The sequence below is a fragment of the Paraburkholderia sp. RL18-101-BIB-B genome (assembly GCF_046026985.1).
In the GTDB taxonomy this organism is placed as follows: Bacteria; Pseudomonadota; Gammaproteobacteria; order Burkholderiales; family Burkholderiaceae; genus Paraburkholderia.
Map to the genome: position 1 here is coordinate 90,616 of NZ_JARESV010000019.1, position 25,915 is coordinate 116,530.

At 63.7% G+C, this 25,915-nt stretch carries 23 protein-coding genes, 1 tRNA gene and 1 pseudogene; 12 read left to right on the forward strand and 13 right to left on the reverse strand.

Annotated features, from left to right (window positions below; genetic code table 11):
• Positions 1–6: 6 nt before the first annotated feature.
• From P0D73_RS25165 to P0D73_RS25190, 6 genes are all read left to right on the forward strand, one after another.
• Positions 7–82 (forward strand) — tRNA-Phe (locus P0D73_RS25165).
• Between the two features lie 389 nt (positions 83–471).
• Complete coding sequence (queC, locus tag P0D73_RS25170) at positions 472–1,206, forward strand: 7-cyano-7-deazaguanine synthase QueC (RefSeq protein ID WP_132376415.1); 735 nt, start codon at positions 472–474, stop codon at positions 1,204–1,206.
• A 63-nt stretch (positions 1,207–1,269) separates the two neighbouring features.
• Positions 1,270–1,902 carry a 7-carboxy-7-deazaguanine synthase gene (gene queE, locus P0D73_RS25175; RefSeq protein WP_132376414.1) on the forward strand — a complete coding sequence of 211 codons (633 nt, stop codon included), beginning with the start codon at positions 1,270–1,272 and terminating at the stop codon, positions 1,900–1,902.
• 9 nt (positions 1,903–1,911) lie between these two features.
• Positions 1,912–2,355, forward strand: coding sequence for a 6-carboxytetrahydropterin synthase QueD (gene queD / locus P0D73_RS25180; RefSeq protein WP_408433241.1), 444 nt, complete (start codon positions 1,912–1,914; stop codon positions 2,353–2,355).
• Between the two features lie 234 nt (positions 2,356–2,589).
• Entirely contained in the window at positions 2,590–3,372 is a 783-nt protein-coding gene (locus P0D73_RS25185; protein WP_408176242.1) for an HpcH/HpaI aldolase family protein, read from the forward strand.
• Complete coding sequence (locus P0D73_RS25190) at positions 3,369–4,073, forward strand: tetratricopeptide repeat protein (protein WP_408284435.1); 705 nt, start codon at positions 3,369–3,371, stop codon at positions 4,071–4,073. The genes P0D73_RS25185 and P0D73_RS25190 overlap by 4 nt, the downstream gene beginning before the upstream one ends.
• Positions 4,074–4,182: 109 nt before the next feature.
• Here the strand turns inward: P0D73_RS25190 and rodA are convergent, their stop codons facing one another.
• From rodA to P0D73_RS25215, 5 genes are all read right to left on the reverse strand, one after another.
• On the reverse strand, positions 4,183–5,331 hold the full coding sequence (rodA, locus tag P0D73_RS25195) for a rod shape-determining protein RodA (RefSeq protein ID WP_132376411.1): 1,149 nt from the start codon (positions 5,329–5,331) through the stop codon (positions 4,183–4,185).
• Positions 5,332–5,341: 10 nt separating this feature from the next.
• On the reverse strand, positions 5,342–7,651 hold the full coding sequence (mrdA, locus tag P0D73_RS25200; protein WP_408433209.1) for a penicillin-binding protein 2: 2,310 nt from the start codon (positions 7,649–7,651) through the stop codon (positions 5,342–5,344).
• A 141-nt stretch (positions 7,652–7,792) separates the two neighbouring features.
• Complete coding sequence (gene mreD, locus P0D73_RS25205; protein WP_132376409.1) at positions 7,793–8,305, reverse strand: rod shape-determining protein MreD; 513 nt, start codon at positions 8,303–8,305, stop codon at positions 7,793–7,795.
• The gene (gene mreC, locus P0D73_RS25210; protein WP_408176241.1) at positions 8,302–9,414 is read right to left on the reverse strand and encodes a rod shape-determining protein MreC; all 1,113 of its coding nucleotides are present in this window, start codon (positions 9,412–9,414) and stop codon (positions 8,302–8,304) included. The genes mreD and mreC overlap by 4 nt, the downstream gene beginning before the upstream one ends.
• A 153-nt stretch (positions 9,415–9,567) precedes the next feature.
• Complete coding sequence (locus P0D73_RS25215; protein WP_004189550.1) at positions 9,568–10,611, reverse strand: rod shape-determining protein; 1,044 nt, start codon at positions 10,609–10,611, stop codon at positions 9,568–9,570.
• Positions 10,612–10,990: 379 nt separating this feature from the next.
• Between P0D73_RS25215 and gatC the strand changes: the two genes are divergently transcribed.
• The 5 genes from gatC to P0D73_RS25240 all read left to right on the forward strand — a co-directional run bounded on the left by gatC (position 10,991) and on the right by P0D73_RS25240 (position 16,250).
• Entirely contained in the window at positions 10,991–11,290 is a 300-nt protein-coding gene (gene gatC, locus P0D73_RS25220; protein ID WP_132376407.1) for an Asp-tRNA(Asn)/Glu-tRNA(Gln) amidotransferase subunit GatC, read from the forward strand.
• A gap of 192 nt (positions 11,291–11,482) precedes the next feature.
• A complete protein-coding gene (gatA, locus tag P0D73_RS25225) occupies positions 11,483–12,970 on the forward strand; it encodes an Asp-tRNA(Asn)/Glu-tRNA(Gln) amidotransferase subunit GatA (protein ID WP_408433211.1) in 1,488 nt (495 codons plus the stop codon).
• A 5-nt stretch (positions 12,971–12,975) separates the two neighbouring features.
• Entirely contained in the window at positions 12,976–14,451 is a 1,476-nt protein-coding gene (gatB, locus tag P0D73_RS25230; RefSeq protein WP_408433214.1) for an Asp-tRNA(Asn)/Glu-tRNA(Gln) amidotransferase subunit GatB, read from the forward strand.
• 133 nt (positions 14,452–14,584) lie between these two features.
• Entirely contained in the window at positions 14,585–15,424 is an 840-nt protein-coding gene (locus P0D73_RS25235; RefSeq protein ID WP_408176237.1) for a PPK2 family polyphosphate kinase, read from the forward strand.
• Positions 15,425–15,470: 46 nt separating this feature from the next.
• Complete coding sequence (locus P0D73_RS25240) at positions 15,471–16,250, forward strand: exodeoxyribonuclease III (protein WP_012431400.1); 780 nt, start codon at positions 15,471–15,473, stop codon at positions 16,248–16,250.
• A 90-nt stretch (positions 16,251–16,340) separates the two neighbouring features.
• On the opposite strand, the gene P0D73_RS25245 is transcribed toward P0D73_RS25240, so the two are convergent.
• The 7 genes and pseudogenes from P0D73_RS25245 to argB form a co-directional block, all read right to left on the reverse strand.
• A complete protein-coding gene (locus tag P0D73_RS25245; protein WP_408433216.1) occupies positions 16,341–17,672 on the reverse strand; it encodes a M48 family metallopeptidase in 1,332 nt (443 codons plus the stop codon).
• On the reverse strand, positions 17,669–19,063 hold the full coding sequence (locus tag P0D73_RS25250; protein WP_132376402.1) for an AmpG family muropeptide MFS transporter: 1,395 nt from the start codon (positions 19,061–19,063) through the stop codon (positions 17,669–17,671). Before P0D73_RS25250 ends, P0D73_RS25245 begins: the two co-directional genes overlap by 4 nt.
• A 14-nt stretch (positions 19,064–19,077) precedes the next feature.
• Positions 19,078–19,686, reverse strand: a complete 609-nt coding sequence (metW, locus tag P0D73_RS25255) for a methionine biosynthesis protein MetW (protein WP_408176235.1) — start codon at positions 19,684–19,686, stop codon at positions 19,078–19,080.
• Complete coding sequence (gene metX, locus P0D73_RS25260) at positions 19,683–20,828, reverse strand: homoserine O-succinyltransferase MetX (RefSeq protein ID WP_408176233.1); 1,146 nt, start codon at positions 20,826–20,828, stop codon at positions 19,683–19,685. The genes metW and metX overlap by 4 nt, the downstream gene beginning before the upstream one ends.
• Positions 20,829–21,138: 310 nt before the next feature.
• A pseudogene (slmA, locus tag P0D73_RS25265) lies at positions 21,139–21,601 on the reverse strand (nucleoid occlusion factor SlmA).
• Entirely contained in the window at positions 21,568–22,371 is an 804-nt protein-coding gene (locus P0D73_RS25270; protein WP_408433218.1) for a pyrimidine 5'-nucleotidase, read from the reverse strand. The pseudogene slmA and the gene P0D73_RS25270 overlap by 34 nt, the downstream one beginning before the upstream one ends.
• A gap of 223 nt (positions 22,372–22,594) precedes the next feature.
• On the reverse strand, positions 22,595–23,494 hold the full coding sequence (gene argB / locus P0D73_RS25275; protein WP_007179687.1) for an acetylglutamate kinase: 900 nt from the start codon (positions 23,492–23,494) through the stop codon (positions 22,595–22,597).
• Positions 23,495–23,760: 266 nt separating this feature from the next.
• Here argB and P0D73_RS25280 point away from each other — a divergent pair, with 266 nt between their 5' ends.
• Positions 23,761–23,979 (forward strand): cysteine-rich CWC family protein, encoded by a 219-nt coding sequence (locus P0D73_RS25280; RefSeq protein WP_408176229.1) that lies wholly within the window; start codon positions 23,761–23,763, stop codon positions 23,977–23,979.
• 245 nt (positions 23,980–24,224) lie between these two features.
• Here the strand turns inward: P0D73_RS25280 and P0D73_RS25285 are convergent, their stop codons facing one another.
• Positions 24,225–25,859 carry a tetratricopeptide repeat protein gene (locus tag P0D73_RS25285; protein WP_408433220.1) on the reverse strand — a complete coding sequence of 545 codons (1,635 nt, stop codon included), beginning with the start codon at positions 25,857–25,859 and terminating at the stop codon, positions 24,225–24,227.
• Between the last annotated feature and the right edge of the window lie 56 nt (positions 25,860–25,915).

A 25,915-nucleotide genomic window follows, 5' to 3' on the forward strand; every position in this document is an offset into this window, starting at 1 on the left:
TTCGTTGGCCCGGTAGCTCAGTTGGTAGAGCAGCGGATTGAAAATCCGCGTGTCGATGGTTCGATTCCGTCCCAGGCCACCAGGATTCAGCCCCAGGAAATCGCAAGATTCCTGGGGCTTTTCCTTTTTGTGCCCCTATTGTGACGGGCGTGACGGGCATCCGTTGCTTCGGTTTTCGCGCGCCATGCGGCAGGGCGCGCTCGGCGGCATTCGGCGTCGCGTGATAAAATCGCGCCAGTTCAAGGACTTGCACGTGAGTGCGTCGCCTGAGTGCCGCGCGGCAACGCCGCCACCAGCACCGAACCCTTCGCCCGACGATTAACGGTATAAGCGCCCAGCGACTCTGCATGCGGAAGGCGCGGCCTATACTGCTTTGGGCCGGCAGCAGTGCCGGCACGCGTCGCGCCGCGTTGCTTGCATGGCGCACCTCGCGCAGCGCGACGTGGCACTCTTCATTCACGGAGTTTCACGGTGATCCGCAACGACGCTAAACGTAGCGCTCTGGTGCTGTTTTCCGGCGGCCAGGATTCCGCCACGTGCCTCGCCTGGGCGCTCGAACGTTATGAAACGGTTGAGACGCTGGGCTTCGATTACGGTCAGCGGCACCGCGTCGAACTGGAATGCCGCGAGGGGTTTCGCAACGCCGTCGCGCGCGCATTCCCCGCGTGGGCCGACCGCCTCGGCGACGACCATATGATCGATCTGTCGGTGCTCGGCGCGATCAGCGATACCGCCATGACGCGTGAGATCGAGATCGAAGCCACGGCCAACGGTTTGCCGAATACGTTCGTGCCGGGCCGCAATCTGATGTTCATGACCATCGCGGCGGCAATTGCATATCGGCGTGGTTTGCAGGTGCTGGTCGGCGGCATGTGCGAGACGGATTTCTCGGGCTATCCAGATTGCCGCGACGACACGATGAAGGCGTTGCAGGTAGCGTTGAACCTCGGCATGGACACGCGCATCCTGCTCGAGACACCGTTGATGTGGCTCGACAAAGCCGACACGTGGCGCCTTGCGCACGAGCTCGGCGGCGACGAACTGGTCGAGCTGGTGCGCGTCGAGACGCATACTTGCTATGTCGGCGAACGCGCCGAATTGCATGCATGGGGCTTCGGTTGTGGCGAGTGCCCGGCGTGCCGCTTGCGCAAGCGCGGCTACGAAGCGTATCTCTCGGGTGAGAAGGTCACCGAGGCGCCGGTCTGATGACGCTCGGCGCAGCAGCGCAACTCAGGCAATAATTTTCAGGAACACAGGGCAGAAAGCAGCATGACTTACGCGGTCAAGGAAATCTTCTACACGTTGCAGGGCGAGGGCGCGAATGCCGGGCGTCCGGCTGTCTTCTGCCGGTTCGCCGGCTGCAACCTGTGGTCGGGCCGCGAAGAAGATCGTGCCGAGGCGGTGTGCCGCTTCTGCGATACCGATTTCGTCGGCACCGACGGCGAGAACGGCGGCAAGTACCGCACGGCTGACGATCTGGTGCAGATGATCGCGTCGCAATGGCCGGCAGGCGAGGGCGAGCGTTTCGTGGTGTGCACGGGCGGCGAGCCGATGCTGCAGATCGACCCGCCGTTGGTCGACGCGCTGCATGCCGCCGGCTTCGAAATCGCCATCGAAACCAACGGCTCGCTGCCGGTGCTCGAAACGATCGACTGGATCTGCGTGAGCCCGAAGGCCGACGCGCCGCTCGTCGTGACCAAGGGCAACGAATTGAAGGTCGTGATTCCGCAGGACAACCAGCGTTTGTCCGAGTATGCGAAGCTCGACTTCGAGTATTTCCTCGTCCAGCCCATGGACGGTCCGTCGCGCGACATCAACACCAAGCTCGCGATCGACTGGTGCAAACGCCATCCGCAATGGCGCCTGTCGATGCAGACCCACAAGTATCTGAACATTCCCTGATTTGCCGTGCTGACGATTACACGAAAACTCGAATTCGACGCGGGTCACCGCATTCCTGATCACCGCAGCCAGTGCCGTAATCTGCACGGTCATCGCTATGTGCTCGAAATCACGCTGCAAGGCGATCTGGTCGACACCGAAGGCGCGCCCGATCGCGGCATGGTGATGGACTTCGCCGACGTGAAGTCGCTCGCCGTCGAGCATCTCGTCGACAAGTGGGACCATGCGTTTCTCGTCTATGAAGGCGACACGCAGGTGCGCGGTTTCCTGGAAACGATGGCCGGCCACAAGACGGTCGTGCTCGATCGCATTCCTACCGTCGAAAATCTTGCCGCTGTCGCGTTCGACATTCTCGCGAATGTCTACGACGCGCACTACGGCGTGAATCTGCGTCTGCACATGCTGCGCCTGTACGAGACGCCGAATTGCTGGGCCGACGTGGTCCGCGACTAAACCCGGCGGCGCCTCGTCCCCCGAAGGAAGACTCCGCGGGGGAACGCCAACCCCCGCGTTATTGTCACGGTATGATCGCTCCGACAACCACACGGAGCGAGACATGCCGGTCACCGCATTGCGTCGCAGCAAGCAGCCGGGCCGCCACGGCCCGCGCGCTCATCTGGCCCACGAGGCCAGCATGCTTACCCGCAGTTCAGGCGAAGCGCCGCTTCATCGTCACGGAGCGCGGCGATGAGCACCTTCACCAATCCCCTCAAGTTACGCCTTAAAGAAACCGATCCGCTGTTCGGGCTATGGCTCTCGCTCGGCAGCGACGCCGCCGCCGAAGCGCTCGCGCACGCCGGTTACGACTGGCTGCTGATCGACATGGAGCACTCGCCGAACGATAGCGGCGACGTCGCCTCGCAATTGCGCGCGATCGCTGCCGCGCATCTGCCGAGCGAGCCGGTGGTGCGCGTGCCGTCCAGCGAGGCGTGGCTCGTCAAGCGCGTGCTGGATGCCGGCGCGCGCACGCTGATGTTCCCGAATATCGAATCCGCGGACGAGGCGGCACGTGCCGTGCGTCTCACGCAATATCCGACCGCCGGAGCGCTCGATGGTGAGCGCGGCGTCGCCGGCGCGGTGCGCGCCGCGGGGTACGGCATGCGGCGCGACTACGTGCAGACGGCCAACGCGCAGATCGCGACCATCGTGCAGATCGAGTCGGCGCGCGGCTTGCAGGAGGTGGAAAAGATCGCGGCGACGCCGGGCGTCGATTGCCTGTTCGTCGGACCGGCCGACCTCGCCGCGAGCCTCGGTCATCTCGGCGATTCGAAGCACGCCGACGTGCAGGCCGCGATGGCGCGCATCGTCAGCGCCGCGGACAAGGCGGGCATTGCCGCCGGTATTTTTGCCATGGACGTCGCGGGTGCCAAGCAGCATCGCGATGCCGGTTTTCGTTTCATCGCTCTGGCCGCGGACGTCATGTGGATGTTGCGCGCGACTCGCCAGGCGCTGCAGGAGGTGAGGTCATGAAGGGGATGGTGCAGTGCGTCGTGGTGCGTCTGGCAGTCACAGCGGCATTGATGGCGAATGTGGTGGCCTATGCGCAAGACAGCCGCGTTGCGAAGTCGAACGATCCGGAGACGCAAACCGCGGTCGCCGACTACAACGCCGGCAATCTGGGCGCGGCGCTTGCCGAGTTCCGCAAGGCCGCCGAGCGCGGCAGCCGGCTCGCCGAGTTCAACTACGCGATGATGCTGCTCAACGGCGAAGGCGCGCCCGCGAATATCGATGAAGGCAAGAAATGGCTGCGTAAGGCCGCCGACGCCAACATGTCGCATGCGCAATACGTGTACGGCAAGATGTACGACGATGGCGAGTTCGTCGGGCGCGATCCGGTCGAGGCGCACCGCTGGTTCCTGAAGGCGGCGCAGCAAGGGCACGTGCAGGCGGAGTTGGCGCTGGCGAATCAGTTCCTCGATGGACGTGGCACCGAGCGCGACAACAAACAGGCGTTCGTCTGGTACAAGAAAGCGGCGGAGGGCGGCGACATGACCGCGCAATACGTAGCGGGTTCGTTCTACGAGCGAGGCGGCGACGGCGTGGAGAAGAATCTCAACGTGGCGCGCGCTTATTACGCGGCCGCGGCGGCGCAGGGCGATCCGGCGGCGCGGCTCAAGTATCAGCAACTCAGCGCGCAGTTGCGGGATCAGAAGGAAGTGAAGCCGCAGTAAACCCGAGGCGGTTGATTACGCCGCTGAATACAAAAAGGGGCGCTCCGTGTGTGAAGAGCGCCCCTTTTGCTTGTGGTGTTGTCGGTGCCGTGCGCGCGGCTTCGCGGCGCTAACTCTGCATCAACCGCTTCTGTCGCGCGACGCTCATGATCAGGCCGATGGCGACACCAAGCGTCGTCAGCGCAGTACCGCCGTAACTCATGAACGGCAACGGCACGCCGACCACCGGCAAGATGCCGCTCACCATGCCGATATTCACGAACGCGTAGGTGAAGAACGCCATCGTCAACGAGCCGGCCAGCAAGCGTCCAAACAGCGTTGCGCCATTCGCCGCGATATACAGCCCGCGCGCGATCAGCAGCATGTATAGCGTGAGCAATACGATGCCGCCCGCCAGCCCGAACTCTTCGGAGAACACCGCGAAAATGAAGTCGGTGTGCTTCTCGGGGATGAACTCCAGATGCGCCTGCGTGCCCTTCAGCCAGCCTTTGCCAAGCGGACCACCGGAGCCGATCGCGATAACCGCCTGGATCGTGTGGAAGCCTTTGCCGAGCGGATCGGAGGTCGGATCGAGCAGCGTGCAGATGCGGTGCTTCTGGTAGTCGTGCATCAACGGCCATTGCACTTGCGGCTGACAGATCTTGTCCTGAAACGCCGCGATCGAAGCCACCGCGATCACGCCTGCAATCAGCACCGGCACGATCAACTTGAAACTCAGGCCCGCGAAGTAAATCACGAAGAGGCCGGCCGCGAACACCAGCACGGCGGTACCGAGGTCGGGCTGCTTGGCGATCAGGCCGACCGGCACGGCGAGGATCAACAGACCGACCAGGAAGTCGTACCAGCGCATCACGCCTTCGCGCCGCTGGTAGTACCACGCGAGCATCAGCGGAGTGGCGATCTTCAGGATTTCCGACGGCTGGATCACCACGCCGACATTGATCCAACGCTTCGCGCCCTTGCGCGTGAGGCCGAATAGCGCCACCGCGACCAGCAGCGCGATCCCGAATGTATAGAGTGGAACCGCGAAGCGCATCAGCGTGGTGGGTGGCACATTGGCGAGCGCCCACATCAGCACGAACGTCAGCATGATGTTGCGCAACTGGTCTTCCACGCGGCCGGGAACGTCGAGACTCGCGCTGTATAGCGTGACGATGCCGACGCACAACAGCAGGAACACGATCAGTGCGAGCGGACGGTCGAAGCCCGCGAACATCCGCTTGATGCGGTCGAGCCAGGCGCGCTTGTCGAATTGCATGCCTTTCTCCTTACTCGTCGATGCCGCCGGAAACCGGCTGGCGTGGCGACGTGGCCTGAATGCCGTCATCGCGCGACGGAGCGGCGGCAGTCGGCGCCGGCGCGCTGGCCGGACGGGGTTTGTGCGGGACGCCGGATTTACGCGACGCTGGATTCTTTGCGGCGGTGGACGTCGATGCGGCCACGGGCGCCGACGCAGCAGCCGGCGCGGAGGCAAGCGCTGCCGCGGATGCAGCTTTCGCGGCCGCCGCAGCGGAGGCCGCTGCTGCCGCCGAAGCCGCGCCGGGAATCGGCAGGGCCGTGAAGCCCGCCGCGACCTTGACCGGCTGAACTCCGTCTTGCGGCGGCAACGGTGCGCCGCCGACTTCGGGCGCGGACGCATCTTCGGTCGCCGACGCCGCTGCCTCGATGGCCGCCGCCTGAGCGCCCGGCTTGTTCTTGCCGACGAGATAGTAATCGAGCACCTTGCGCGCGATCGGGCCCGCCGATTCCGCACCCCAGCCGCCGTTTTCGACGATCAGCGCGAGCGCGATTTTCGGTTGCTCGGCCGGTGCGAACGCGATGAAGAGCGCGTGGTCGCGCAAATGCTCAGCGATGGCGTGGCCTTTGTAGTTCGCGCCCTGCAGCGAGTAGACCTGCGCCGTCCCCGTCTTGCCGGCGGCCTGGTATTGCGCGCCAATGAACAGCTTCGACGCCGTGCCGTTGGTCACGACGCCTTCCATCGCGCGCTTGATGATGTCGATGTCCGATTGCTTCACAGCGATCTTGTCGCTCGGGTCGCGCACGACCGGCCGGGTGTCTTTCGTAATCGGATTTTCGATGTCGCGCACGAGGTGCGGCTTCATCACGACGCCGTTGTTCGCGAGCGTGGCCGTTGCGTGAGCGAGCTGGAGAATGGTGAACGAGTTGTAGCCCTGGCCGATGCCCAGACTGATCGTTTCGCCTTCATACCAGCGCTGCTGTTCGGGCTTGTGGTACGCCTTGCGCTTCCATTCCGTGGAAGGCAGGATGCCGCGCGCCTCGCCCGAAATGTCGATGCCGGTGATCTGGCCGAAGCCCCACGGCTTCATGAAGTTGGCGATATTGTTGACGCCGAGATCGTGCGCGAGCATGTAGAAATACGTGTCGTTCGACACCACGATCGCGCGGTTCATGTCGACCCAGCCCTGGCCCGAGCGCACGTCGTTGCGGAACGTGTGGCCGCCGAAGGTGTACGAACCCGGATCCTGAAAGCCCCAGCCCGGCGTGCGCTTATGCAGCGTGAGCGCGGCGAGCGCCATGAACGGTTTGTAGGTCGAGCCCGGCGGATAGGTGCCGTGCAGCGGCCGGTTGAGCAGCGGGTGATCGGGCGAGTTGTTGAGATCGTCCCAGGTCTGCTGGTCGATGCCGTCGACGAACGAATTCGGATCGAAGCTCGGCGCGGACACGAACGCGAGCACGTCGCCCGTGGATGGTTCGATCGCAACCAGCGCGCCGCGGCGGCCCGCGAAGGCCTGCTCGGCAACCTGCTGCAGCCCGATATCCAATGACAGGACGAGGTTGTTGCCAGGCGTTGCCTGGGTGCGCGACAACGTGCGAACCGGACGGCCGCCGGCGGTCACTTCCACTTCCTCGAAACCGGTCTGGCCGTGCAACTCGGTCTCATAGCTCTGCTCGACGCCGATCTTGCCGATGTAATCGGTGCCCTTGTAGTTGTTCGCGTCCAGACGCGGATCGTAGTGGTCCGGATCGCTGTCGTTCTGGTCGCTGGCGTCGTCGATACGATCCTGGTCGCGCTGCGAAATCCGGCCGATGTAGCCGATCACGTGCGCCGCGGTCGGGCCGAGCGGATATTGGCGGAACAGGCGCGCGCGCACTTCCACGCCGGGAAAACGGAAGCGCTGCGCGGTGAAACGCGCGACTTCGTCGTCGGTCAGGCGGGTGCGGATCGGCAGGCTCTCGAAGTTCTTCGAGTCTTCCTGGAGTTTCTTGAAGCGGCGGCGGTCGCGCGCGTCGATCGAGACGACCGTGGCCAGGTTGTCGATTACGTTTTCGAGCGAGTCGTTCAGTTTCGAGGGCGTCAGTTCAAGCGTGTAGGCCGAGTAGTTCTTGGCCAGCACGACGCCGTTACGATCGGTGATGATGCCGCGGTTCGGCACGATCGGCGCGACGGAGATGCGGTTTTCATCGGCTTGCAGCGAGTATTTGCTGTAGTGCCAGACCTGCAGGAACAGGAAGCGGAAGCCGATCAGCCCGAAGCAGACGAACACGAACAGGCCCGCCGCCGCGACGCGCAGGCGGAACTTCGAGAGCTGTTGCTGAGTGTCCTTGAATTCGGTCATGCGATTCTGCAAAAGGCCGGGTGACGGCCATCATGAGTGTGCGCCTTTTCCGGCCGGAACCGGAAGGCATGAACAGCGATGCGCGTCGAGCGGGCCGGCAAAGTGGGTTCCATCAGAACGGCCGGCGGGCTCGATGCGGGATCAAATTGGCCGGGTATCGTCCGGATCGGCCGGGCGGCGCTGCGGCATCAGCAGCAGCACGCTGGTGACCGGCCACAGCGCGGCTTCGACGAAGCCGTCGATCAGATAACCCCAACCCGGAAACGCCGCGCCCGTCAACAGACGGATCACGAACGGCACCAGTTGCGCGACGACTAGCAGCGGCATGACCGCGAAGGTCTGCACGCCGAGCGACATCCACAGCACGCGGCGGTGGATCGTGATCGCGCCGTACGACAACAACGTGTACGCCAGCGCGTGTTCTCCGAGCAGGCTGGCGTTATGCACGTCCATCAGCAAACCGAGCGAAAACGCGATGCCCATGCCGACTTTGCGCGGCTGGTGCACGTTCCAGAACAGCAGCACGAGCGCGACGAAGTCCGGCACGCCGAGGAGGCGTCCCCACGGCATCAGGTTCAGCAGGAACGCCGCGGCGAGGCTGAACGAGATGAAGTAGGGATTGACCGGCTGCAGAATGTATTGCGGACGGTTCATGGCTGGGCCCCTGGCTTGGCTGGCGGCTTCGCGTTCTTCTCAGCGGCCGGTTTCTTTTCGGGGGCGGGCTTTTTCTCCGCGGCGGCCGGTTTGGCCGGCGCTTTTTCGACGGGCTTGGCGGCTGCAGGTTTCTCGGCGGCGGCGGGTTTTTCACCTGCTTTTGCCGGAGACTTGTCCGCCGCAGCTTTGCCGTCTGCCGGTTTGCCGCCCTTTTTCGCTTTGGCGTCTTTCGCGGCCGTGGCTGCGTCGGGCTCTTCGGCCGGACGCGGCGGCACATTGTTCACGTAATGCAGCACCAGCAACTGGCGTGCGCCGCGCACCGGCGCGATCGGCAGGCAGATCACGCGCGCGAACGCCGTGTCGGCTTGTTTGTCGACTCGCACCACCTTGGCGACCGGCAGACCCGGCGGATACACGCCGTCGAGTCCGCTGGTGACGAGTTCGTCGCCGGTTTGAATGTCGGCGCTGATCGGCACGAAGCGCAGATCGAGCGTGTCGCCCTTCGGCGTGCCGTAAATCACGCTGCGCAAGCCGGTGCGCACGATCTGTACAGGCACCGCCTGATCCTTGTCCGTGAGCAGCGTCACCTCGGCTTGCAGCGGGAACACGCGCGTCACTTGCCCGATCACGCCGTCTTCATTGACGACCGGCGAACCGTTCTGGATGCCTTGCTGCGCACCGCGGCCGATCACGACCTTCTGCGTAAACGGATCGCGCGTGTCGTACTGGATCTCGGCGGGCAGCGATTCCGTGGTGGAGCGTTGCGACAACTGCAGCAACGCACGCAGATGAGCGTTCTCGGCAGCCAGTTCGGCGGCCGTATTGGCTTGCTGCGAAAGCTGCAGATCTTTGGTGCGCAGTTTGTCGTTTTCGCTGCGCAGGGTGGCGCTGGTCACGGCCAGGTCGGCGGCGCCCACGAACATGTCGCGCGGCACGAGCGCCGCGCGTTGCAACGGATAAAGACCCGCGCCGAGCACGCCACGCACGATTTCGAGCGTTTTGAAGCGTGCGTCGGAGATCAGCAGGGCGAGCGCCAGCACGACGAAAAACACGAGTCGTGCGAGGGCGGACGGTCCTTGCTTGAACAGGGGCGGCGGACTGTATTCCATGGTCGGCGCCGGGGGCGTGAGCGGTTGGGTGAGACGGCGGCGCGCGAGGGACGCGCGTTCAGCACGCGGAGGCTGGTAGGCCCAGCCAACGGCAAACCGGCCCGCAAGGGGCCGTTTGCCTGATCCGCGCTACTGACATGGAGACGGGCTCGCTTACTCGTACGAGAAGATGCTGCCCAGCTTGTCCATGCGTTCGAGCGCCATGCCCGAGCCGCGCACAACGCAGGTCAGCGGGTCTTCGGCGACGAGCACCGGCAGGCCGGTTTCTTCGGCGAGCAGGCGGTCCAGATCGCGCAGCAGTGCGCCACCGCCTGTGAGCATCATGCCGCGCTCGGCGATGTCCGCACCCAGTTCCGGCGGAGTCTGTTCAAGCGCGATCTTCACCGACGACACGATCTGGTTCAGCGGATCGGTGAGGGCTTCGAGAATTTCGTTGCTGGAGATGGTGAAGCTGCGCGGTATGCCTTCCGACAGATTGCGGCCCTTCACTTCCATTTCCTTGACTTCGGAACCCGGGAAGGCGGAACCGATTTCTTTCTTGATGGCTTCGGCGGTTTGCTCGCCGATCAGCATGCCGTAGTTGCGGCGGATGTAGTTGACGATGGCTTCGTCGAACTTGTCACCGCCCACGCGCACGGAGCCCTTGTACACGATGCCGCCGAGCGAGATCACGCCGACTTCGGTCGTGCCGCCGCCGATGTCGACGACCATCGAGCCGGTGGCTTCCGACACCGGCAGGCCGGCGCCGATCGCAGCGGCCATGGGTTCTTCAATGAGGTACACCTGCGAAGCGCCCGCACCGTGCGCGGCTTCCTTGATGGCGCGGCGTTCGACCTGGGTCGAACCGCACGGCACGCAAATGATGATGCGCGGCGACGGCGAGAACATGCGCGATTCGTGAGCAGTTTTGATGAACTGCTTGATCATCTGCTCGGTGACGGTGAAGTCGGCGATCACGCCGTCTTTCATGGGGCGGATCGCCTCGATGTTGCCCGGCACCTTGCCGAGCATCTGCTTGGCTTCCTTGCCGACTGCCTGGATGGTTTTCTTACCGTTGGGACCGCCTTCCTGGCGGATCGAGACCACCGACGGTTCATCAAGTACGATGCCCTTGCCACGCATGTAAATGAGCGTGTTGGCCGTACCGAGGTCAATGGCCAGATCGTTGGAGAAGTAGCTGCGCAAAAAACCGAACATTCAAAATCCTGTCTCGCTGGAAGCCGGGCCTCGCAATGGTTGCGCAGGGCGGCAGCGGAAAAAATAACAGCTTCAACCGGGCGGAAGCGGCGCCACAGGAACTTGAAGCTGCGAGGGAGTCTACCGGAGGCCGGTGCAAAGCCAGGTCAGAAAAATCCGAACTATCTTTGGGAATTGTTCAGAAAGGCCTTGGTAAGTCGGTCCGGGTTTGGGTCGAACGCGTAATGATACCTTATAATTTTGGATGTTTTGAAGGAAACGGACGGCACTTTTTGCCTCCGCTGGCCCCTTTTTCGAGGTCTTCCTCCAGCGTCGTAACCCGCTGTCGCAGCGTTGTTTTTCCGTGCTGCGGCAGTCCACCACATTTTCCGGTGACTGCATGGCTCTGACCCTGACCGATGTAAAACGCATCGCGCATCTTGCGCGGCTCGAACTGGCCGACGCCGACGCTGAGCACACGCTTGTCCAGCTCAACGATTTTTTCGGCCTCGTCGAGCAGATGCAGGCGGTCGATACCACCGGCATCGCCCCGCTTGCCCATCCGATCGAGCAGATCGAAGACGTCGCGCTGCGTCTACGTGACGACGCGGTGACCGAAACGGTCGAACGCGAAGCTTTCCAGCGCCCGGCGCCGGCTGTGCAGGAAGGCTTGTACCTCGTGCCGAAGGTGATCGAGTAAAACCCGCGCATCGAGCCGGGCGCGGCGCGCGAGCCGGCCTTCCGGCGATGTGCCACCAGCGGCATCTCGCCTCGTGGCTCCGGCGCTTGCATGACCGTTGTCTCCGGCTTCCTCGGCTCGGCTTGCCGGCGGGCAGCCGAACGCCTCCACGGCAGCGTGACTACGCTGCCGCGCTCTTCAGGATAAAACGCAATGCATGAAAAAAGTCTGACCGAACTGCGCGCCGCATTGACGGCCAAGGAATGCTCCGCAGTCGAACTGGCGCAGCTCTATCTGAAGCGGATCGACGCGGCCAACAGCCTGAATGCATTCATCCAGGTCGATCCCGAACTGACGCTCGCGCAGGCGAAAGCCGCGGACGCGCTGCTGCATACCGGCCACGCCGGCCCGCTGGTCGGCCTGCCGATCGCGCATAAGGACGTGTTCGTCACCAAGGGCTGGCGCTCCACCGCCGGCTCGAAAATGCTGTCGAACTACGAGAGCCCGTTCGACGCGACCGTGGTCGCGCGTCTGCAGAAGGCGGGCATGGTGTGCGTGGGCAAGACGAATATGGACGAGTTCGCGATGGGCTCGTCCAACGAGAATTCGTACTTTGGTCCCGTGCAGAATCCGTGGGATGTTAAGGCTGTGCCGGGTGGTTCGTCGGGCGGGTCGGCGGCGGCCGTGGCCGCGCGCCTCGCGCCTGCCGCTACCGGCACGGATACCGGCGGCTCGATCCGGCAGCCGGCGTCGTTCTCCGGCATCACCGGCATCAAGCCGACGTACGGCCGCGTGTCGCGTTACGGCATGATCGCGTTCGCCTCGTCGCTGGATCAGGGCGGTCCGATGGCGCAAAGCGCCGCCGATTGCGCGACGCTGCTCAACGCCATGGCCGGTTTCGACGAACGCGATTCGACCAGCCTCGTGCGCGACGACGAAGACTACACGCGCTACCTCGGCAAGCCGTGGAAAGAAGACAGCGCCGGCAAGCCGCTCGCCGGCTTGCGCATCGGGCTGCCGAAAGAGTATTTCGGCGCCGGTCTTGCCGACGACGTGCGCGCCTCGATCGACGCCGCGTTGAAGCAATGCGAAGCGCTCGGCGCCACGCTGGTCGAAGTCTCGCTGCCGAAAACGGAGTTGTCGATTCCGGTGTACTACGTGATTGCGCCGGCTGAGGCTTCGTCGAACCTGTCGCGTTTCGATGGCGTGCGCTTCGGTCATCGCGCGGCGGAGTATCGCGATCTGCTCGACATGTACAAGAAGTCGCGCGCCGAAGGTTTCGGTCCGGAAGTGAAGCGCCGCATTCTGGTCGGCGCGTACGTGCTGTCGCACGGCTATTACGACGCGTACTACCTGCAGGCGCAGAAGATCCGCCGCATCATCGCGCAGGACTTCCAGGAAGCGTTCAAGCAGTGCGACGTGATCATGGGCCCGGTCGCGCCAACGGTTGCGTGGGACCTCGGCGCGAAGGGCGACGATCCGGTGCAGATGTATCTGGCCGACATCTACACGTTGTCGGTGAGCCTCGCCGGTTTGCCGGGCATGAGCGTGCCGTGCGGTTTCGGCGCGGGCGCGAATGCGCAGCGTCCGGTGGGTTTGCAGATCATCGGCAACTATTTCAATGAAGCCCGGATGCTGCAGGTGGCCGACGCGTTCCAGCGTGCGACCGACTGGCACCGCAAAGCACCGGCAGGAGTGTGAGCACCATGGCCAAGCAATGGGAAGTCGTGATCGGTCTGGAGACCCACACGCAACTGTCGACGCAATCGAAGATTTTTTCCGGTACCGCGACGCAATTCGGCGCCGCGCCGAACACGCAAGCCAGCCCGGTCGATCTGGCCTTGCCGGGCACCTTGCCGGTGATGAACCGCGGCGCTGTGGAGCGCGCGATCCAGTTCGGTCTCGCGATCGGTGCGACGGTGGCGCCGCGCAGCATCTTCGCGCGCAAGAATTATTTCTACCCCGATCTGCCGAAGGGCTATCAGATCAGCCAGTACGAAATTCCCGTCGTGCAGGGCGGCCAGGTGACGATTCAGGTTCCGGCCAATGAAAAGGCGGGCAAGGAAGCGTACGAGAAGGTCGTCAACCTCACGCGCGCTCACCTCGAAGAAGATGCGGGCAAGTCGCTGCACGAAGACTTCGCGGGCATGACCGGCATCGATCTGAATCGCGCCGGCACGCCGTTGCTCGAAATCGTCACCGAGCCGGAAATGCGCAGCGCGGCGGAAGCGGTCGCCTACGCCAAGACGCTGCACACGCTCGTGACGTGGCTCGGCATCTGCGACGGCAACATGCAAGAAGGCTCGTTCCGTTGCGACGCCAACGTGTCGGTGCGTCCGGTCGGTCAGGCCGAATTCGGCACGCGCGCCGAGATCAAGAACCTGAACTCGTTCCGCTTCCTCGAAGAAGCGATCCAGTACGAAGTGCGCCGTCAGATCGAACTGATCGAAGATGGCGGCACGGTGGTGCAGGAAACGCGTCTTTACGATCCGGACAAGCGCGAAACGCGTTCCATGCGCAGCAAGGAAGACGCGCACGATTACCGCTATTTCCCCGATCCCGATCTGATGCCGCTCGTGATCGACGCGGCGTGGGTCGAGCGCGTGAAGAGCGAGATGCCGGAACTGCCGGTGGCGATTCAACAGCGCTTCGTGGCGCAATACGGTTTGACGCCGTACGACGCCAACGTGCTGACATCGAGCAAAGCTATGGCCGCGTACTACGAAGCGGTAGTGAGCAAAGTCGGGCCGGCCAACGCCAAGGCCGCGGCTAACTGGCTGATGGGCGAAGTGTCGTCGCAACTTAATCGCGAAGGTCTCGACTTCGCTGAGAGCCCGGTGTCGTCCGCGCAACTCGCGTTGCTGCTGCAGCGTATCGCTGACGGCACGATCTCCAACAAGATCGCCAAGGAAATTTTCCTCGCGATCTGGGAAGAAAAGGCCACCGACGCAGCCGCCGCTGATCGCATCATCGAAGCGAAGGGGCTGAAGCAGATTTCGGATACCGGCGCGCTCGAAGCGATCATCGACGAAGTGCTTGCCGCGAACCAGAAGTCGGTCGAAGAATTCCGCGCCGGCAAGGAAAAGGCGTTCAACGCGCTGATCGGCCAGGCAATGAAAGCGACCAAGGGCAAGGCCAATCCGGCGCAGGTGAACGAACTGCTGAAGAAGAAGCTGTCCTGAGTTGAAGCTGAACTAGAGAAGCACGGCTGAGGCGTCACGCTTCAGCCACCGCGGGCTGTTGCCGGAAACGAAAGTGGGGCAACGGCCCGTTTCATTTGCGGGTCTTTTTAAACGCAGATCACGGAGTGTGTGGATGGCCAAGCAACCCGAACTCGACGATTTCCGCGTGCCGTATTTCGACGACGGCAAGAAAAAAAGCAAATTCTCGCTGAGCGACTTCGACCCGGCCGCCAAGCCATTTTCGAGCGGTTCGAAAGACATCGACAGGGCACGTCTGTCGGAGATCGGCGCGAAGCTCGACACCTTGCAGGAATGCTTGCACGCGCAGCAGACGCGCCGCGTATTGCTGGTGCTGCAGGGTATGGACACGAGCGGCAAGGACGGCACGATCCGCGCGGTGTTTCACGAAGTCGATCCGCTCGGCTTGCGCATCGTGCCGTTCAAGGCGCCGACGCCCGTTGAACTCGCGCACGACTTTCTTTGGCGCGTGCATTCGCAAGCGCCGGCCGCCGGCGAACTGACGATCTTCAACCGCAGTCACTACGAAGATCTGCTGGTGCCCACCGTGCTCGGCACTCTGGACGCGCAAGCGTTCGTGCAACGCTGCTGCCACATCCGCCAGTTCGAAGAGTTGCTGGCGTATAGCGGCACGGCCATCGTCAAATGCATGCTGCACATTTCGAAAGACGAGCAGCGTACGCGGCTGCAGGCGCGCATCGACGATCCGAGCAAACACTGGAAATTCGACGTCGCCGATCTCGAAGCGCGCAAGCAGTGGGACAAATATCAGGCGGTATATCAGGACGCGCTGGCCGCGACTTCGACGGAGTACGCGCCGTGGTATGTGATCCCGGCCGACTCGAAGACGCATCGCAATGTGATGGTCGCGGAGTTGCTGTTGCGCACGTTCGAAGCGCTCAAGCTCGAATATCCGCCTGCCAAAGAATCGCTGAAGGGCATCAAGGTCGAGTGACCGTGCCCTTTCGCTTCATCAACGAATCGAACATAAAAGGAACGACATGTTGCGTGTGATTACCGCGAACCTGAACGGCATCCGCTCAGCGGCGAAGAAAGGCTTTTTCGACTGGTTCGGCGAACAGAAGGCCGACGTGCTGTGCGTGCAGGAAATCAAATGCTCGCAGGACGACATGACGCCGGAATTCATGGCCCCGCACAATTTCACCGGCTATTTCCAGCACGCCGTGAAGAAGGGTTATAGCGGCGCGGGCGTGTACACGCGTCACGAGCCGGACGAAGTGGTGATCGGTTTCGGCAGCGAGGAGTTCGACCCGGAAGGACGCTATGTCGAACTGCGTTTCGGCAAGCTGTCGGTGATTTCGGTGTATGTGCCGTCGGGTTCGAGCGGCGACGAACGCCAGCAGGCCAAATACCGTTTCATGGACGAGTTCATGCCGCATCTCGCGGAACTGTCTCAGGAGCGTGAAGTGATCGTGTGCGGCGACGTCAACATCGTCCACAAGGAAATCGACATCAAGAACTGGAAGAGCAACCAGAAGAACTCAGGTTGCCTGCCGGAAGAGCGCGCATGGCTCACCAAACTGTTCGATGAAGTGGGTTACGTCGACGTGTTCCGCACACTCGACCAGCGGCCCGAACAGTACACGTGGTGGAGCAATCGCGGTCAGGCGTATGCGAAGAACGTCGGGTGGCGGATCGATTATCAGATCGCGACGCCGGGTATCGCGAGCAAGGCGAAACGCACCGACGTGTTCCGCGATATCAAGTTCAGCGACCACGCGCCGCTGACGGTGGATTACGACCACAAGGTCAAGAAATAAGCACAACTCGCGGCGTGGCAGGCGATGCTGAAATCAACGCCGAATTTGTCTCGTCAGAGAAGAGCCGCGGGCGCATTCGGCCCGCGCAATTCAATCGCGGACCAGTTTGCGGCGCGGAAGGCCCATGCCGGCGTAGTCCGGCAGCGCGTCCACCGTTTTGCCAATCGCTTTGGCGTACAGCGGCAGCATGTCGGGCAAGCGCTTAATGATGTCCTGACGGCGCGCCGGCGTGTAGGGATGCACGTAGATGAAGCCCTGATCGCGGTTGCTGCGCGTGGCCTGCGCCAGCTTGTCCCAGAGCGTGACCGCCGCGCGAGGATCGAAGCCGGCGCGCGACGCAATATCGCTGCCGATCACGTCGGCTTCGGTCTCGTCGGTATTCTCGTACTTCATTTCCAGCAGGCGCGAACCGATGCCGAGCGGGGCCGCGCCCAGATCGGCGAGCCCGAACAGCTGCGGGATCGTGCCGGACGAGTCGAGCTGGCTCGCCTGCAGTTGGCCGAGCCGCTCGCGCGCATGCTCCCGCAGCGCGTGCGCGATCTCATGGCCGATCAGCATGCCGAGCTCGTTGTCGTTCAGACGCGCGCGATCCAGCAGGCCGCCGTAGACGACGATCTTGCCGCCCGGCAGACAGTACATGCGGATATCGGGCGAGCGCACCACTGCCACATCCCACTTCCAGTTCTTGGCCCGCTCGTTCCATTTCAGCGAGTACGGAATCATCTTGTCGACGGTCGACCGCACGCGCGTGACGTGCGCGTCGGTGTCGCCGTACAGACGGTTCGCGTGTTCGGCGCCGTAGGCGATCTGTTCGAACTCTTCGGCGGCTTGCGCCTCGAGCATCGGCGATGGGATCAGATTGCGGAACACCAGGTAGCCGCCGTAACGTAGCTGCGTGTTCGGGCTGTACGATGCGGACGCCGGCGCGGGCATCGACGGGAGGGCAGGCGCCTTGGCGGCCGCGGGCGGCGAAGATGTCGCAGCGGGCGTTCTGGCCGTGACCGGGGCCGGCGGCGGCTGCGTCGATTGAGGTGACGAGGGCGATGCCGGCGGCGAGGGCGGCGTCGCAGCAGCGGGCGCGCTGCCGGCACCCGGCGCGCTGGTGGCGCTATTCGCGCCTTGTGCCGCCGACGTCGCGCTTTCCGGGCTCGCGGCAGTCGCTGCGGACTTCGCCGTCGGCGCGGTCGTCGTGGCCGGCGTGGCCGGCGCGGTCGTCGTGGCCGGCGCGGCCGCCGGAGCCGCTGCGGGTGCGCTGGTAGCGGCTGCCGGCGCGGCTGCTGCGTAGGCGCTCGATGGCGTGGCCAACGCCAGGCCCACACAGCCGAGCGCCCATACTGCGTGCGGTACCACGCGGCTGGCTTTGAGCGCAGGACGCCGGGATGTAGTCGAGCGCAGCGCGCCCTTCGAAAGAAGCGCCTTCACGACCGCGTCCTCCACGGCGCGATGCGCAGCAGAAGCAACATGCCGGGCAACCCCAGCGCGGTGCAGACGATGAAGTAATCGAACCAGCCGATCTGCGCGACCACGTAGCCGCTCGCCGCCGAAGCCAGCGTGCGCGGCACCGAAGCGAGGCTCGTGAAGAGTGCGAACTGAGTGGCCGTATAGCGCGGATCGGTGGTGCTCGCGATATAGGCGGTGAACGCCGCCATCGTCAGACCGGTGGCAAAGGTTTCCAAGCCGTAGACGAGCGCCAGCGCGACTGAACGCGGCTCGAGCTGCACGGCCCAGTCGACGCCCACCAGTGCGAGCAGCTTCGTCGTGCCCTCGCTCAGCCAGACGGCGATGTCGTAGATCGCCACGAGACCGGGCGAAGCCGGTCCGAGATGCGCGAGCCACGCGAAGCCGAGCGTCGACACCATCTGCAGGACGCCGAAGATCCACAGCCCGCGGCCGATGCCGATTTTCATCAGCCAGATCCCACCGACGATCCCGCCCGCCAGACTCGCGCCGAACGCGGTGGTCTTCGCGATCACGCCGATCTGCGTGCGCGAAAAGCCGATGTCGAGAAAGAACGAGGTGGACAGCGTGGTCGCCATCGTGTCGCCGAGCTTGTACAGAAAGATAAAACCGAGCACGAACAGCGCGCCGCGCCAGCCGTCGCGCTGAATGAATTCCTTGAACGGCTGCACGATCGCATCGCGTAGGTTCTTGGGCGGCGTGCCGTGGACCGCGGGTTCGCGCACCACCAGTGTCATCACCATGCCGGGCAACATGAACGCGGCCGTCACGATGAAAACGGTGGTCCACGGCAAATGATCGGACAGAATCAACGCGAGCGAGCCCGGCACCAATGCCGCGATCTTGTACGCGTTCACATGCACCGCGTTGCCGAGCCCTTGCTGCGTGTCGCTCAGCAGCTCGCGCCGGTAGGCGTCGATCACGATGTCCTGACTTGCGCCAAAAAACGCGACCAGCGCCGTCAATGCCGCCACCGTCCAGATCGAATCTTTAGGTGACACGAATCCCAAGGTGGCGATGGCGCCGGCCACCAGAATCTGCGTGACCAGCATCCAGCCGCGTCGCCTGCCCGGACGCCAGCCCGGAAAACGCGGGACGTAGCGGTCCATCAGCGGCGCCCAGATGAATTTCCAGGTGTACGGGAACTGGATCAGCGCAAAGAGGCCGATTTCCTTCAGATTGACGCCTTCGGAGCGTAACCACGCCTGCACCAGATAGACGAGCGTGAACAGCGGCAATCCCGACGTAAAGCCGAGAAAGACGCAGATCAGCATGCGCGTATTCAGGAACGCGCGCCAGCCGGGATGTTCTTCGTGAGCGGTAAGTGCAGGCGCCTCGTGCGGCGGGTTCGACATGTGGATAACTTGCGTTAGCTTTTCTTGACGCGATAGACCGCAAGACTACCACGCCAGTTCACGCCCCACCGCACCACCTGCCCGTCGTGCAGCACCACGCGGTCGAGAATCTCGATGCCGACTTCCGGCGCCAGCGCCTCGAAATCCTCGATCGTGAGCACCCGCACGTTCGGCGTGTTGTGCCACTGATAAGGCAGCGACTTCGACACCGGCATGTGGCCCTGCAGCACCGAGAGCCGATGCGCCCAGTAGCCGAAGTTCGGGAACGACACAATGCATTCCTTGCCGACCCGCACGGTCTCGCGCAGGATCGCGGCCGTCTGATGAATGGTTTGCAGCGTCTGCGACAGAATCGCGAAATCGAAGCTGGCGTCTTCGAACAGGCGCAGGCCGTCTTCCAGATTCTGCTGGATTACGTTGACGCCGTTTTGCGTCGACGCCAGCACGCCGGCGTCGTTGATTTCGATGCCGTAGCCCTGCACGTCCAGTTCCTCGGTCAGGAGCGAGAGCAGCGAGCCGTCGCCGCAGCCCAGATCCAGCACCGTGGCGCGCGGTTCGACCCAGCGGGCGATCGCGCGGAAGTCCGGGCGCAGCGCCAGGTAATCGAGTGCTCGCTGGTTCATGCGTTCACCTCGTTTGCAATACGTTCGTAGTAGGCGCGCATCAGGTTGTGATAGCGCGCGTCGTCGAGCAGGAAGGCGTCGTGGCCGTGCGGTGCGTCGATTTCCGCGTAGGTGACCGTGCGCTTGTGGTCGAGCAGCGCCTTCACCAGTTCGCGCGAGCGGGCCGGCGCGAAACGCCAGTCGGTCGAGAAGCTGGCGATCAGGTATTTCGCCGTCGTGTGCGCGACCGCGGCCGTCAGATCGCCTTCGAAGGCCTTGGCGGGATCGAAGTAATCGAGCGCGCGGGTGATCAGCAGGTACGTGTTCGCATCGAAGTAGTCAGCGAATTTGTCGCCCTGGTAACGCAGGTATGACTCCACCTCGAACTCGACGTCGAAGTTGAAGTTGTACGCGTCCAGCGCGCCTTCCGCGCGGCGCAGCGAGCGGCCGAATTTCTCGGCCATGTCGTCGTCCGACAGATACGTGATGTGGCCGATCATGCGCGCGACGCGCAAGCCGCGCTTCGGCTTCACGTTATGCGCGTAGTAGTTGCCGCCGTGAAAATCCGGGTCCGACAGGATCGCCGAGCGCGCGACCTCGTTGAACGCGATATTCTGCGCCGACAGCTTGGGCGTGGACGCAACCACGATGCAATGACCGACGCGCTCCGGATACATCATGCTCCACGCGAGCGCCTGCATGCCGCCGAGGCTGCCGCCCATCACCGCGGCGAAGCGCGTGATGCCGAACTGATCGGCGACGCGCGCCTGGGCGTTGACCCAGTCTTCCACTGTCACGACGGGGAACGTCGCACCGTACGGATGGCCGGTGGCCGGGTCGATACTCATCGGCCCGGTCGAGCCGAAGCACGATCCCAGGTTGTTCACGCCGATCACGAAGAACTTGTCGGTGTCGAGCGGTTTGCCCGGCCCGACCATGTTGTCCCACCAGCCGATGTCATTGGGATTGTCGGCGTACACGCCTGCCACATGGTGCGAGGCGTTGAGCGCGTGGCACACCAGCACCGCGTTGCTATGCGCCGCGTTGAGCGTGCCGTAAGTCTCGACCATCAGGTCGTAACCGGCGAGCGAGCTTCCGTTCTGCAACTGCAGCGGCTCGGTGAAATGCATTTTTTGGGGAGCGACGATACCGATCGATTCCATTCATTCCGCCATTTATCTAAACAGGGCGGCTAAACGGCGTCGGCAAAAGCACGGAGGAACGACTGTGTGCGCGGCTGACGACCTCTTTAGCCGCATTTATAGTGAACTGTCGGAAATGTTCCCGGCAGTTCGCGCGCCCGCAATCGAGTCAGCAAATCGGCGCGTATATGGTTTTCAAGCAGGTGTTCAGGGTGTTGCGGACAGCGGTCCCGCATGCATCGGGGTGCCGCAGTCAGGCGCAAAGTATAGCGGAAATTTTCATGCGGCAACGTCGCGGGCGCAGAGCATGGCGCGGCGCATGCCACGCGGACTACTGAAGAATCAGGAGCAGTTGCGCGTCGGCGTGTTCGGCGGGCGGCCGCGCAAAGCCGCTGCGCACATAGCGGTGCCAGCGGCCGATGATGTAGCTTCGCGGGGAAGTTGAGCAGCATCAGCGCGATCGAGCGCGCCTGCAGCACGCCGTTGCTTTCCTTGTCGGCGATCTGGTTGATCAGCCCGAAGATAGTCTGCTCGATGAACTCGATGAGCCCTTCGAACATTTGCGCCTTGCTGGCGAAATGACGGTACAGCGCGGCTTCCGATACGCCCAGCCGCGCGGCAAGCGCCGCAGTGGTGATCTTTTCGCTCTTGGGCGCCTCCAGCATCGCGGCGAGCGTCTGGAGGATGTGCACGCGGCGCTCGCCCGGCTTCAGGCGCTGCGCGCGCGGCGCGGCGAGCGTGGTGTTCGGTTCGTGTTCGGTTAAGACTTCGTCAGGCTTGTCGATCGGCTGCATGGCTGTCGTCCCGTCTGCTGTCTCTTCAATCGAACCGAGCGGGTGCTCAGTCGTAGCGATTTTAACGAACGAATGCTCCGGTCGACATAGTGCGGCCGGCCGGTGCCCGGCAGGCGCGTCGGCACGCCTTCCGCGTGCGGCTTGCGCGGCAGATGGCCGGTGATCCACACGGTGCGGATGCCGAGCCGCCGGTAGTTCTTCAGATGCGAGCGCGTGTCTTCGACGAGGATCGCGTCCTTCAGCGAAACGTGCGCGTCGCGCATGGCCTTGCGCAGCATCGCGTGGTCGGGCTTGGCGCGCCAGCGGCGGCGATCGCGCATGTGCTCGATGGCGATTACCTGTTCGAACAGACGCTCGATCCGCAGTTCGGCGAGCACCGCGCGCGCATAGGCTTCGGGCGCGTTGGTCAGCACGATCTTGCGACCCGGCAGGGCAGCCACGAGGCGTGCGATGCCGCGTTCATGGCGGATCATCGAGCCGAGATCCGGGAAGGTGTGCACGACCTTCAGGAAGTCGTTCGCATCGAGCGGATGGTGGCGCGTCAGGCCCAGCAGCGTTGCGCCATAGCGTTGCGTGTAGCCGGTGCGCAGCCGGTTGGCTTCGTCGATGTCCACTTGCAGCGCGTCGATGATGTACTGCGTCATCCCTTGATTGATTGCCGGAAAGATCGCGTGCGATGCGTGATGCAGCGTGTTATCGAGATCGAACAGCCAGACCGGACGGCCTCCTGCGATGTGCGGTCGGCGGCGTCGGGAAGTGGGAGTGCGCATGATGGAGGGCGCCGTTCAGGCGCGGACAGTTGCCTCACGCGGCGAACGCGAACGGTTCACGGTGCGGCTGATGAAAAAAGAGGGAGAGCGGGTAGGCGCGCCATGGCTGCGCGTTGTGAGCCGCCGAAGACGCTGTGCGCGCCGTACGACTGGCCGACGCAAAGGCACGGCACACAGGGCGCGCCGAGTTGACGTGCCGCGTGTGCCGGGTTTGAGGCAGGAATCAATGCGAACGGATCATCGTGCCGAACGGCTGTTCGGTGAGAATTTCCAGCAGCACCGAGTGCTCGATACGGCCGTCGATGATGTGCACCGAACGCACGCCGCTCTTGGCCGCGTCCAGCGCCGACGAGATTTTCGGCAGCATGCCGCCGGAGATCGTGCCGTCGGCGAACAGGCCGTCGATTTCGCGCGCCGACAGATCGGTCAGCAGATTGCCTTCCTTATCCATCACGCCGGGGATGTTGGTCATCATCACGAGCTTTTCGGCGTTCAGCACGACCGCCAGCTTGCCCGCGACCAGATCCGCGTTGATGTTGTACGACAGGCCGTCTTCGCCGAAGCCGATCGGCGAGATCACCGGAATGAACGCGTCGTCTTGCAGCGCTTTCACGACCGCCGGGTTGATCGCCTCGACCTCGCCCACCTGGCCGATATCGACGTACTGGCCCGGATTGTCGCGATCCGGCATCAGCATCTTGCGCGCGTGGATCAGGCCGCCGTCCTTGCCCGTCAGGCCGACCGCGTGGCCGCCGAAATGGTTGATCAGCGTGACGATGTCCTGCTGCACTTCGCCGCCGAGCACCCATTCGACGACTTCCATCGTCTCTTCATCGGTGACGCGCATGCCCTGGATGAACGTGCCCTGTTTGCCGATCTTCTTCAGCGCCTGGTCGATTTGCGGACCGCCGCCGTGCACGATGACCGGATTGATGCCGACCAGCTTGAGCAGGATCACGTCGCGCGCGAAGCCTTGCTTGAGCCGCTCTTCGGTCATGGCGTTGCCGCCGTATTTGATCACCACGGTCTTACCGTGATACTGACGAATGTAGGGAAGCGCCTCGGCCAGGATTTCAGCCTTCAGGGTGGGCGCGATCTGCGAAAGGTCGGGAAGCTCGGACATGGCGGCAGGCTCAGGCACGGGACAGTTAAAACAGGGCGAATTGTACAGGACTGGCGCGCTGCAACAGGGTTTTCGATAGTTGCGCGGGCGGCGGGCATTACCGGGTTTGCGCGCCGCGCAATGACATGTCACGGACACCAACCGGACGAGGAAGCGTACCGCGCTTTGGAGGCACCCGTGAACTAGCCGAACGGACGACTCACGACGGTTCGCCAGTCGTGGCATCATTTCCTGATCCAGGCTGAGGCGAGGGTATCCGGCCCGTCATGAAACCGTCCGTTTCCCGCTCTGAAAGCAGCGCGCGCTGCCCGCGCTGCGGCAACGCGTTCGATTGCGCCATGCATGGGCAACCCTTTGACTGCTGGTGCCGTGAGATGCCGCCGTTGCCGGCGGATCGGCTCGATTCGAGCGGGCGCTGTCTGTGTCCGGAGTGTCTTGCGGCGGAGATTGCGCGGGTGGCTCAGGGGCGGCCGCGCGGTGCGTGATCGGCGTTGCGGCCGACGGAAGCCGCGCTGTTTGAGAGCAGTATCAGGGGCTTATGGGGACTCCGCCGGCTTACGGAGGCGTCACGATGGCTCCGCCGGCCTACTCGGGCGGCATCGGCTTACGGTAGCGCCATAGGCCTACGCGAGCATCGCCGGCTTGGCGAGCGCCTTAGACCCGCGCGGACGCCCCACCGGCCATGAAAGCGCCGGCCACGAGCGCCACCAGCCACGAAAGCGTCACTGGCTCAAGCCGCACGGCGGTGCTGGGCCGCAAGCGCGCTCAAATCACGCGCGACGGCTTCCAGCGCCGGCTCCCACCGACCGAATTGCGGCTGCCGATACAGCGTGGCGCTTGGATACCACGGGCTGTCGCCGCGGTCGAGCAACCAGACCCAGTGGGGGTTGACGTCGAGCAACACCCAGGTGCGCTGGCCGATTGCACCGCTAAGATGCGCCGCAGAGGTGCAAACCGTAATGACAAGATCGAGCGCGCCCACAAACGCGGCGGTGTCGTCGAAGGTGGCGAATTCGGCGGTGTAGTCGGTCATCGGCAAGCCGGCCGTGCGCGCTGCCACCACGTCCGCGCCGGCGCCCGGTTGCAATGAATAGAACGCCATGTCCTGCATGCCGCCGAAGTAAGCCGCATAGCGTTCCCAGCCGACACGCCGGAACGGATTGCGTTGATGGCCGTGGCTGCCCGTCCATGTCAGTCCGACTTTGAGCCGTGATTCGCCGGCAAGCCGCTTTTGCCACGACTTGGCGGCTGCCGGGTCCGCTCGCAAATAGGGTGCCGCCGGAATCGTTTCCTCGTGCGTGTCGAATATTAGCGGCAGGCTCAGCAACGGAATCTCGTAGTCGAACGCGGGTAGCGATTCGACACCGCCGCCGGCCGAAAACTCGTCTGCATGACCGCCCAGGCTGCGCGAAAGCAGCGCGCCCATCTGCGGAAACGAATTCCAGATGAGACGGCCGCCTTCGCGATGTACGCGCTCGGCCAGCATCGAGATATAGCGGCAGAACTGCAGGAGGTCGCCCATGCCTTGTTCGCCCCACACGAGCAGCGTCTTGCCCGCGAGCGGTTCGCCACGCCAAAGCGGCGCCGGCATCACAGGACCGTTGCCGCCCAATTCCGAAGAGCCGTCCCAGCGTGCCTCGTGCGATGCCCAGCCGTGCGCGTAGTCGCCACGCACGAGTTGCAGCATGGAGAGATTGGAGTGCATGGAGGCGTCGTTGGGGGCCAGCGCGCAAGCGGTTTGGGCGGCTTGCATCGCGTCGTCCCAGCGTTGCGCCTCACGCAGCGTCAGCGCATAGTTGTTGTGCGCCAGCGGGCTATGCGGTGCGCATTGCACGGCCTTTGCGCCGGCTTCGAGCGCGCGCGGCAGATCCATATTCGTGCGGTAAGCGTGCGTGAGATTGGTCCAGCCGTTGCCATCGTGAGGCTCATCGCGGACGGCGCTTTCCAGAAGCGCGATCTGTTCGTTCAGGTCGCCGCCGGTAAACGTCAGTGCCGCGGCGAGATTGTTGCGTAGGCGCGGCAATCGCGGATCGATTGCGAGTGCATGACGGTACGGGGCAATGGCCTCGTGATGCCGATTCGCCATCTGCAGCGTGTGGCCGAGACGAAAGTGCGCAAGCGCGTTGTGCGGATCGAGTTGAGCAATAATGGCGGCGAGTTCGACTGCGTCGCCGGAACGGTGTTGTTCGAGTAGCCTGGCGATGAGCGAATCGAGCGACGCATAGTCGAGCGGATGAATTCGCGCCGCGGCGTCGAGGCATTCAGCTTCGGCCTGTGCCGTGCCGTTTTGCCGAGCTGCGGCGGCTTGTCGCAGAACAGTCAGGAAAGCTGAGGAGGCATCGGCCTCGTCGGAAGTAGGTAGCATGGATGGGTTGCACGATGGAGGAATCGAAGAAAAGATCGTCCCCGTTAGGCGCTATC